The 10706-nt window shown below is 56.5% G+C and carries 6 protein-coding genes; 5 read left to right on the forward strand and 1 reads right to left on the reverse strand.

Going from position 1 to position 10706, the window contains the following annotated elements:
* Positions 1–72 precede the first annotated feature (72 nt).
* The 5 genes from PSH73_RS09385 to PSH73_RS09405 all read left to right on the forward strand — a co-directional run bounded on the left by PSH73_RS09385 (position 73) and on the right by PSH73_RS09405 (position 9633).
* Complete coding sequence (locus PSH73_RS09385; RefSeq protein ID WP_225923851.1) at positions 73–579, forward strand: RNA polymerase sigma factor; 507 nt, start codon at positions 73–75, stop codon at positions 577–579.
* Positions 576–1520: a FecR family protein gene (locus PSH73_RS09390; protein WP_305462318.1), complete on the forward strand. Its 945-nt coding sequence runs from the start codon at positions 576–578 to the stop codon at positions 1518–1520. The genes PSH73_RS09385 and PSH73_RS09390 overlap by 4 nt, the downstream gene beginning before the upstream one ends.
* 107 nt (positions 1521–1627) lie before the next feature.
* The gene (locus PSH73_RS09395) at positions 1628–4117 is read left to right on the forward strand and encodes a TonB-dependent siderophore receptor (RefSeq protein ID WP_305462320.1); all 2490 of its coding nucleotides are present in this window, start codon (positions 1628–1630) and stop codon (positions 4115–4117) included.
* Positions 4118–4315: 198 nt separating this feature from the next.
* Positions 4316–6844, forward strand: coding sequence for a TonB-dependent siderophore receptor (locus tag PSH73_RS09400; RefSeq protein WP_170045246.1), 2529 nt, complete (start codon positions 4316–4318; stop codon positions 6842–6844).
* 245 nt (positions 6845–7089) lie between these two features.
* Positions 7090–9633, forward strand: coding sequence for a TonB-dependent siderophore receptor (locus tag PSH73_RS09405; RefSeq protein ID WP_169990632.1), 2544 nt, complete (start codon positions 7090–7092; stop codon positions 9631–9633).
* 67 nt (positions 9634–9700) lie between these two features.
* On the opposite strand, the gene PSH73_RS09410 is transcribed toward PSH73_RS09405, so the two are convergent.
* A complete protein-coding gene (locus tag PSH73_RS09410; RefSeq protein ID WP_169990631.1) occupies positions 9701–10657 on the reverse strand; it encodes an alpha/beta hydrolase in 957 nt (318 codons plus the stop codon).
* Positions 10658–10706: the final 49 nt, after the last annotated feature.

The following is a 10706-nucleotide window of genomic DNA, read 5'->3' on the forward strand; positions in this document are numbered from 1 at the left end:
GAACGATTCTCATAAATTGTAGTCTAGCGCCCCCTATGTGTGCCCTGCACACGGATGCTCATGGAGTGTGCGTTGGATAATCTGGACCGGTTGTTTCGCCTCTATCATCGCGAACTGCAGCAGATTGCCTACCGTCGCCTGGGCGACAGGGAGATGGCTGCCGATCTCGCTCAGGACGCATTCGTGCGTTACGTTGGCCTGGATCGACAGCAGCGCACCCATACGATCATCAACCCACGGTTTTTCCTGATTCGCGTGTTGCGCAACCTGATCATTGACCTTGGGCGCAGCCGTACGCGGCGCGGGCCGATGGACTCGCTGGAGGATGTGCAGCACGAACTGCTGGATCCGTGCCCGGGGCCTGCGGCACTGGTGGAAATGCGCCAGCAGTTGCAACTGTTGCATCAGGCGTTGAGTGAATTGTCCGAGAACAGCCGCCAGGCCTTGTTACTCAATCGCCTCGATGGATTGGGCCATGCCGCCATCGCCCAGCAGCTTGGGGTTTCCCCCAGCATGGTCAGCAAATACATCATGAGTGCCGTGCTGCACTGTGCCCGTCGCCTCGGGATGACCGAGTGACACGCGACCCTGCCCCGAGTAAACCTTCGCCGCTGCTGACCGAGCAAGCGTTGCAGTGGCTGGTCGACCTGCATTCGGGCGGTGCCGAGGCACCGTCTTGGGACGCCTACCTGCAGTGGTGCGAAACCTCCGCGGAGCACCAACGCGCCGCCCAGGCGGCGGAGCGGTTGTGGGAGAGCCTGGGCAGCGCACTGGAGCGTCCGCCCGCGTCGTCACGCCGCTTGCTGCAACTGGGACTTGTCGTGGCGTTGAGCCTGGCAGGCGGTTTGTCCTGGCAGGCGGAGCAACAAGGCTGGATGGCGGACCAGGTGACCGGCCTGGGTGAGCACCGCCGTGTGACACTGGCCGACGGCTCACACCTGGAACTGGCGCCACGCACGCGTGTGGATATCGCAATGCACGGTAATCGTCGTGTGCTGCATCTCTATACCGGGGAGCTCTTTGTCCAGGTCGCCCCCGATGCCCAGCGCCCATTCGAAGTACGCGCCGGCCGTGGCAGCCTGCGTGCGCTGGGCACCGGCTTCGACGTGCGGCGCGAAGGCGAGCAGGTGCGGATGGTCGTCACCGAACACACGGTGCGCGTGACATTGGACGACGATCCACAGACCACCGATGTCGAGGCCGGTCAGGCCGTGCAATACGGCCCGGAAGGTCTCTCGCGCACCCAGCCAGTCGACGTCGGCACCGCCACGGCCTGGCGCCGCGACAAACTGGTGTTCAACCGCCAGCCCCTGGGTGATGTGCTGGAGCAACTTGGCCGCTACCATCGCGGCGTAATCTGGGTCCGTGACAGCGGCCTGCGCGACCTGCCCGTGACCGGCATCATCGCCACCGACGACACCGACGCCCAATTGAAACTGCTGCAACGCACCTTGCCGCTGCGAGTGCGCTTGCTGCCGTGGCTGACCGTGATCGAGCGCGACGACTCGCCGCGACAGTAACTCAGCTTGCAAAAAATACACTTGCCGCCGCTGTCGGGTTTCAGAGGACTGACGTCTTTCCTGTTGAGATTGATTTTTATTTGGCTGATTTCAGCAAGGGGAGCGTTATGCAGCATCTGATCAGGCACACCGCCTTGAGCCTGGCACTTGCCACGGCCAGTGCCGTGGGTATGAGCCTGCCGGCACAGGCGGCGCAGCAGCAGAAGAGCGACAGCCGGACCTACGCTATCGAGGCCGGTCAACTTGACCAGGTATTGACGCGCTTTGCCGAGCAGTCCGGGTTGCGGTTGATGGTTGTCAGCGAATTGGTGGCTGGTCAGCAGTCGGACGGGTTGAGGGGGAACTACCCGCTGCAGCAGGGGCTTGATCGGTTGTTGCTGAACAGCGGCTTGGTCGCCCGATTGAGTGATGATGTGATTTTGATTGAGAAGGCACCGGTACAGGGTGGTGCGTTGGAGTTGGGGGCTACCACCATTCAGGGGCAGGGGATGGGGGAGATGACGGAGAATTCGGGGTCCTATACCACGGGGTTGACCAGTATCGGCTCGAAGACTCCGACCCGGTTACGGCAGACGCCGCAGTCGGTGTCGGTGGTGACAGCGCAGGTTATTGAAGAAAAGCGCATGACCGACCTGGCCGAAGCCATGAAAATGACGCCAGGCATTACGGTTACGAACAACAACTTCCGGTTGTCAGACTTCTCCTCTCGCGGCTTTAACATCGAGAACATTCAAATCGACGGTGCCGCTCCTATGGCCCTGGGCACCACGTCGGGCAGTTTCTATTCCAACAAGAGCTACGACCTGGTGGAGTACGACCACGTCGAAGTCTTGCGGGGTGCGTCCGGGTTATTTGGCGGCACAGGTGACCCTGGCGGCATGATCAACCTGGTGCGCAAGCGCCCGTTGGACGTTTACCAGTTAAAGGTCGATGTCTCGGCGGGGAGCTGGGACAACTACCGTACCCAGATGGATGTCACGGGGCCTTTGGGGTTCGACGGCAAGTTGCGTGGGCGAATGGTGGCGGCCTACACGGATCGTCAATACATGGCGGATGACCGAGGCCTGGAAAAGCCGATTTTCTACGGGGTGTTGGAAGCGGATATCACGGATGACACGCGCCTGACCCTGGGCGGGCGCTCTGAGCGTATCCACGAGACGGGTTCAGGCACGGGCTTGCCGCGTTACCTCGATGGCCGGGACTTGGGGCTCTCGCGAAGCGCCAGCCTGACGCAGAATTGGGCCTACCTGGATGGTCGATCCCAGGAAATCTTTGGCAAGATCGACCATGAGTTCAACGATAACTGGAAGGGTAACGTTTCTTACACCCAGACCCTGGATTCTGGCTTCTCGAAAAGCGCCTTTTCCTTTGGTGCAGTCGATCCTGAGTCCAGGACAGGGCCCAATACCGGGGGCTCCAACAACAAATACCGCAGCGATCAAAAGCTGTTTGATGTGAATCTTGCGGGTAAATTCGAGGCAATCGGGTTGCAGCATGAGCTCCTTATGGGGATGGATCACCAGAAAATCACCAGTTCATGGGCGGGGACTGCCCAGGCCACTGGATCGGGTGTACCAATCGATGTATTTAACCCTGCGCCCTGGCTACAGCCCGACACCAACAAAGATTTTTTCCACCGATTCAGTCCCAATACCCAGGTGCAGTACGGCCTGTATTCGACGCTGCGTCTGCAACTGGCCGAGCCGCTGCACTTGATCGTTGGCGCTCGGGCACAACGTTATAAATTTGATCAGCTCTATCGGTCCCGCGATAAGCAGGGCGTCTGGGGAACCGACTCGGATATATCGGTTCGTGAAGCCACCAAGGTTGTTCCTTACGGCGGTATCGTCTATGACCTCACGGATGAATGGTCGAGCTACGTCAGTTACTCCGAGATTTTCAAACCGCAGCAAACCAAACTGCAGGGTCCGTATCCCGGCAGCTCAATCGAACCCATGACCGGCAAGACCTACGAGACCGGGCTCAAGGGCGAGTTGTGGGGAGGGGCCGTCAATACATCGCTTGCGCTTTACTACACCGCCCGCAAAAACGAGGCGGTCCTGGATCCACGCTATGAACAGATGAGTGTGTTGCACGGTGGCAGTTGCTGCTATCTGCCTCAAGGGGAAGTGACCAGCAAAGGTGTTGATATGGAGTTCACCGGCGAAGTATTGCCGGACTGGAACGTACTGGCCGGTTACACCTATAACCACAACCGCAATCGCACTCAAGCCAAAGTGTTCAGCAGTGTGACACCCAAGCATCAGGTCAAACTCTGGTCTACCTACCGTCTGCCAGGTCTGTTCAGTGACCTGAACGTGGGCGGCGGCGTGAATCTACAAAGTGCTACTGATGTCAGTGGGACGACCTGGTTTGACCCTCATCAGCGGTATTACGATTTTAAATACAGCCAGTCCGGATACGCGGTTTGGGACGCCATGGCCGAGTATCAATTGGATGAGAACTGGAGTGTGCTCTACAACGTCAATAACCTGTTCGACAAGCACTACTACAGTAAACTTGGGACGCCTTCCTCGGGCAACTGGTACGGCGATGAGCGCAACCACATGCTGACCCTGCGCGGTACTTTCTGGTAAGTCGCAGATAAAAAATAAGCCCGCGTGATTGCGGGCTTTTTATATGTGCGGATGTTGTCTTGGCTGAATGTGACGATTCGCCGTGAAAGCGATTTATGGCAAAAATAAATGCATATAGCCACTGTCGGTGTTCAGAGGGCTGGCGTCTTTCTTGTTGAGATTGATTTTTATTTGGCTGATTTCAGCAAGGGGAGCGTTATGCAGCATCTGATCAGGCACACTGCCTTGAGCCTGGCACTTGCCACGGCCAGTGCCGTGGGTATGAGCCTGCCGGCACAGGCGGCGCAGCAGCAGAAGAGCGACAGCCGGACCTACGCTATCGAGGCCGGTCAACTTGACCAGGTATTGACGCGCTTTGCCGAGCAGTCCGGGTTGCGGTTGATGGTTGTCAGCGAATTGGTGGCCGGTCAGCAGTCGGACGGGTTGAGGGGGAACTACCCGGTGCAGCAGGGGCTTGATCGGTTGTTGCTGAACAGCGGCTTGGTCGCCCGATTGAGTGATGATGTGATTTTGATTGAGAAGGCACCGGTACAGGGTGGGGCGTTGGAGTTGGGGGCTACCACCATTCAGGGGCAGGGGATGGGGGAGATGACGGAGAATTCGGGGTCCTATACCACGGGGTTGACCAGTATCGGTTCGAAGACTCCGACCCGGTTACGGCAGACGCCGCAGTCGGTGTCGGTGGTGACAGCGCAGGCGATTCAGGATAGCAGGGGGGTGGACCTGACCGACGCGTTGAAGCTGACGCCTGGGATTACCTTGAAAAAAACCAGTGTTCGCACCACTGATTTTTACTCTCGCGGCTTCATGATCCAGAACATCCAGATTGACGGCGCCGCGCCCATGGCCTTGGGTAATTCGGCGGGAAGTTTTTACTCCAACAAAAATTACGACCTGGTGGAGTTCGACCACGTAGAGGTGCTGCGCGGAGCGTCAGGGTTGTTCGGCGGCACGGGGGATCCGGGGGGTATGATCAACCTGGTGCGCAAGCGTCCATTGGATGCCTACCAGTTGAAGATCGACACTTCGGCAGGCTCCTGGGACAACTATCGTACCCAGTTCGACGTAACCGGGCCTATGGGCTTTGACGGTAAGTTGCGTGGCAGGTTGGTGGCGGCCTACAGCAACAATGGATCTTTCCAGGATCATATAAGCGACGAGAAACCAACGGTGTATGGGGTGCTGGAAGCTGACATTCAGCCAGATACCCGGGTGACTTTTGGCGGCCGCTCCGAGCGAATCCATGTGAATGGCTCCGGCATTGGTTTACCGCGGTACATCACCGGCGATGACCTGGGTTTATCCAGGCGTACGAGTCTTACACAGGGTTGGGCCTATCAGGACGGCCGGTCACAAGAGCTGTTTGCCAAGATCGACCATGAGTTCAACAACGATTGGAAAGTAAACGCGACCTACACCAGGACTCTGGAGTCCGGGCTTTCGAAAAGCGCTTTTGCCAGCAATGGACTCAATCCGATCACGTTCAAAGGTACTCATTGGGGCGGTAATACCACTGCGTATCGCAGCGAACAGGGATCGGCAGATATCAACCTTGCCGGGAAGTTTGATGCGTTCGGTTTACGGCATGAATTTTTGCTCGGTATGGATCATCAGAGAATCACCAGTCGGTGGCGCGGAACGGGACAAAGCGAAGGGGCAGGTGGTGACCTGAATGTGTTTGATCCAGACTCCACACCTTGGCCTCAGCCGGCAACCCGTAAGGACTTTTTCCGTGATTACAACCCCAATGACCAAGTTCAGTACGGGTTGTATTCAACCTTGCGTTTGCAACTCGCCGAACCTCTGCATCTGATTGTTGGTGCCCGTGTCCAACGTGTTAAGTACAACCAGACCTATATGGCTGATTGGGATGGGAGCGGGTTTAAGCCGGAATCCGACGTGTCGTCCCGTGAGCCTACCAAGCTCACACCCTATGGCGGTCTGGTCTACGACCTGAATGATGAGTGGTCGACTTACGCAAGCTATTCCGAGCAGTACAGGCCTCAGCAGTTGAAATTACAGGGCCCCGCACCAGGTTCGCCACTTGAGGCAATGAAAGGCCGCGCCTATGAAGCTGGGTTGAAGAGCGAACTGCTTGGCGGGGCGGTGAACACCAATTTCTCCATTTACTACACCGAGCGGGAAAACGAAGCGGTACGTGACTCCCGTTACCCATCGACCGATGTCCAGTTCGGCGGCAACTGCTGTTATCTAGCAGAAGGCAAAGTAGTCAGTAAAGGCCTCGACATTGAGGTGTCGGGTGAAGTGATGCCTGACTGGATGCTGATTGCCGGCTATACCTATAACAACAATCAAGACCGAACGAAAAATGCTGCATTCAGCGCTATCACCCCCAAGCATATGGTCAAGTTTTGGTCCACTTACCGCCTGCCAGGTGCTTTCAATGATGTGAAGCTGGGAGGCGGGGTCAATCTGCAAAGCGCCACTTACGTCAGCGGATCTGCTGGTGTCCTGGATAAAATGGGGAATCCGGTCAAGGATGCCGATGATAAAGACCTATCCATTCCCTTTGATTACAAGCAGTCAGGCTATGCAGTCTGGAACGCGATGGCCGAGTATCGCCTGGACGAGAACTGGACGCTGGCCTACAACCTCAATAACGTATTCGACAAAACCTATTACACGGCTGTGGGGTCTTCCTACTCCGGTAACTGGTACGGCGACCCTCGCAACCACATGCTGACCCTGCGCGGTACCTTCTGGTAAGCACGGCTTTAAATGAAAAGGGACATCGTGAGATGTCCTTTTTTGTTTCTGTTACAAAGTGATTGAGAATCCGTCTAAATTATTTTTATCCCGAACGTTCATTAATGGCTCGATACCGATTCAAGTCAAAACCTTCCCTCTGCAACAGGGAGTGGAGTCCGGACGGTTTAACTATATTCAGGCCATTCCGCCCCAAGAGTGGAAGGCCTTCGACATTAATGACATATCTGGGGCTAAACCAAACAATGAAACGCGAGAGTAAAAGGTTCAGGCAAAAACTCTTCAATGCTCCCCTCTCTTCCTGCCGCAGTTGCGTGTCGATGGCGGTCCTGGGGTTGACTCTCAGTGTCTGCGGCGGGGCGTTTGCCCAACCCATACAGGTGAATGTACCAGCCCAGTCGCTGGACAAGGCGCTGACCGAACTGGGCAAGCAGACCGGCCTGCAAGTGCTTTTCGGGCCGGATATGGTCGCGGGCAAGAAGTCCACCGCCGTCAATGGCAGCCTCGAACCTGCAGTTGCGCTTGAGGCGCTGCTCAAAGGTGCAGGCCTGAGTTTTCGGATTGAAAACAATACGGTTATCCTCAGCCCTGAAAGTGGCGCGAGTTCAGCCCTGGAGTTGGGCGCCACCACCATCCAGGGCCAGGGTATGGGACAGATGACGGAAAACTCCGGCTCCTATACCACCGGCCTGGTCAGTGCGGGTTCAAAAACCCCTACCAGCCTGAAGGACACGCCACAGTCCGTTTCTGTTATCACCCAACAGCTTATTGAAGATCAGCGCATGGTTGACTTGTCCGATGCGATGAGACGCACGCCGGGCATTACCGTTAAAAGCGCCAACTACCGTCTGCCACAGTTCATCTCTCGTGGTTTTCGTATCGACAACATCCAGATTGATGGCGCCTCGCCGATGGACATCGGTTCTGGTATCGGTACCTTCTATGCCAACAAAACTTATGACTTGGCCGAGTTCGACCATATCGAAGTGTTGAAAGGGGCGTCCGGCTTGTTCGGAGGCACCGGTGACCCGGGCGGTATCATCAACGCCGTGCGTAAACGTCCGCTGGATTACTTCCAACTCAAGTTCAACACTTCGGCAGGGTCCTGGGATAACTACCGTACTGAAGTCGACGTGACGGGGCCGATGGCCTTTGACGGCAAGCTGCGCGGGCGCGTAGTAGTAGCCAATACCGACCGTCAGTACTTCATGGATAACCGCAGCACCCAGACGCCCTTTATCTATGGCGTGCTGGAGGCCGACGTGAGTGACACGGCCCGGATTACCGTCGGGGGGCGCTACGAAAAAATTCATGAAAATGGGACTGGCGACGGTTTGCCGCGTTATAGCACGGGGCAGGACTTGAAGCTCAAGCGCAGCACTTGGTACTCGCCGAACTGGGCCTACAGCGATAACAGCTCCCAGGAAGTCTTCGCCAAGTACGATCAGGAGTTAGCTGACGACTGGAAGCTCAACGTCTCCTTGACCAGCACCTTCGATAAATCCGAAACGAAGGGTGCGTTTCTTTATGGCTCTCCTGACCCGGTAACCCTTGAGGGCGCTACCTGGGGCGGCAGCTACATTAAAAGTCGCAGTGAGCAGACACTGTTCGATGCCAACGTGTCTGGAAAATTCACCGCATTTGATCGCGAGCATGAACTACTGATTGGTGCCGACGCCCAAAAAGTGACCAGCCGTTGGCGCTCGACGAAGGGCATGACCGCGTTCTACCCCATTGATATCTACAACCCGGACGCAACGCCTCTGCCTGCTGACAGTATTGGCAATAGGCTTGTACGTGATTACAGCCCCAATACCCGCAAGCAGTATGGTTTGTACTCCACCTTGCGTTTACAACTGACTGATCCGCTCAAGCTGATCATTGGTGCCAGGGCCCAGCGTTATAAGTTTGAACAGGTCTACACAACTGATGATGACGCGAAGGGTGTGTGGAAAGTTGAATCCGACACTGATCGTCGTGAGCCGACCAAGGTGGTGCCCTTTGGTGGCCTAGTGTACGCCCTTGATGACGAATGGTCTGTATACGCCAGTTATTCGGAAATCTTCAAGCCCCAGGCGCAGCAACTGGAAGGTCCAAGCAGTTCCGGCAAGGGGCTGGAACCCATGGTTGGCAAGACTTATGAGACCGGTATCAAAGGGGAACTGTATGACGGGACGCTGAATGTGTCGGCCGCAGTGTTCTACACCAAGCGGGAGAAAGAGGCGATCCAAGATCCCCGATATACACGTGAGTCAGTCCTGTATGGCGGCAGTTGCTGCTTCCTTGCCCAAGGCGAGATCATCAGCAAAGGTATCGAACTTGAAGCCAGTGGTGAGATTACGCCAGGATGGATGGTGATGGGGGGGTACACCCTAAACATCATAGACAATGGCACTAAAGACACTTTCCTCACCACGGTTACGCCCAAGCACCTGGCAAAGCTATGGACTGTCTACACGCTGCCAGATCGACTATCTGACTGGAAAATTGGCGGGGGTGTCAATGTGCAGAGTGCCAGCTATGCCAGTGGGACGGCCTATCGGGTTAGAAAGAACCCGACGGAAAATTACTACGATGTCTACGATGAACGGCCTTTTGATATGGTTCAGGGCGGCTACGCCGTATGGGATGCCATGGTTGAATACAAGGTCGATGAAAACTGGACTGTTGCCCTTAGCGGCAAAAACTTGTTTGATCGCAAGTACTTCGAAACGCTGAGAACTTCTGAGTACGGCAACTACTACGGTGAACCGCGTAACTACATGCTGACGGTGCGTGGCACGTTCTAGAGCTTCGTGATGCACAAAAAACCACCTCGATATGAGGTGGTTTTTTTTTGCACCGCTTATATCTGGATCAATGCAGGGCTAACCAACTGTCCACGGCGCTGTAAATATTTACGATATCCCCAGTAATTCCTGACATGCGCAGGAAATCATGGGTCAGGCCGTTCTGGGTGAGCAAGGTCACGCTGGTTCCGGTGTTCTTTAGCAGATCGGCGTATTCCAGGCCCTCGTCATAAAGCGGGTCATATTCGGCCAGGCTTATATAGGCCGGTGCCAAGGCGGTCAGTCCCTGGGTCAGCAATGGCGAGGTACGCCAGTCGCCACGTTGCTCAGCGTCAGGCGTGTAGTGTCGATAAAACCATTGCAGTGTCTTGCTCTCCAGTAGGAAACCTTCGGCATACCGCTGGTGGGAAGGGCGAGTACGCTGGGTATCAGCGACCGGGTAGAACAGCAACTGAGCCTGAGGTTTAAGCACCATCTCCTCAGGGTGTTGCACGGCACTGATAGCCAGAACAGTCGCCAGGGTTGCGCCTGCGCTGTCACCGGCGAGCGTCACTTTGAGCGGGTCCAGTTGAAGCACGGCACCCTCACGGGCGAGCCAATTCGCACTGTCCACGGCATCATTCACAGCCGCGGGAAATGGATGCTCGGGCGCCAGGCGATACGCCGGTGCCAGCACCGCATGGCGCCCGCTGGCGGCCAGGCGCCGGCAGATCGAGTCGTGGGAGTCGAGACTGCCGAGGACATAACCGCCGCCATGGAAATACAGGATCACCGGCAGCACGCTTTGCTCTGTACCGATCTTGCGGTAGAGACGGGCAGCCAGTAGCTGACCGTCGCGAGTGGGGACCTGTAATGCGCTGACATTGATCGCGCCGGGTGGGCTCGGGTCGAGAATCTGCGACGTCAGGTCGAACTCGGCTCGTGCGGCTTGTGGTGTGAGTTGGTGCATCGGCTGGCTTTTGCCGCTTAGGCGGCCCATCTCGGCCAGTTCCAGAAAACCTTCGAGGTCAGGGTCCAGAGGCATTGCGTGTTCCTTATCAGGTGGTTGCCCAACAAAAATGCCCCAGGCCACA

It is taken from the genome of Pseudomonas sp. FP2294 (assembly GCF_030687625.1).
In the GTDB taxonomy this organism is placed as follows: Bacteria; Pseudomonadota; Gammaproteobacteria; order Pseudomonadales; family Pseudomonadaceae; genus Aquipseudomonas; species Aquipseudomonas shahriarae.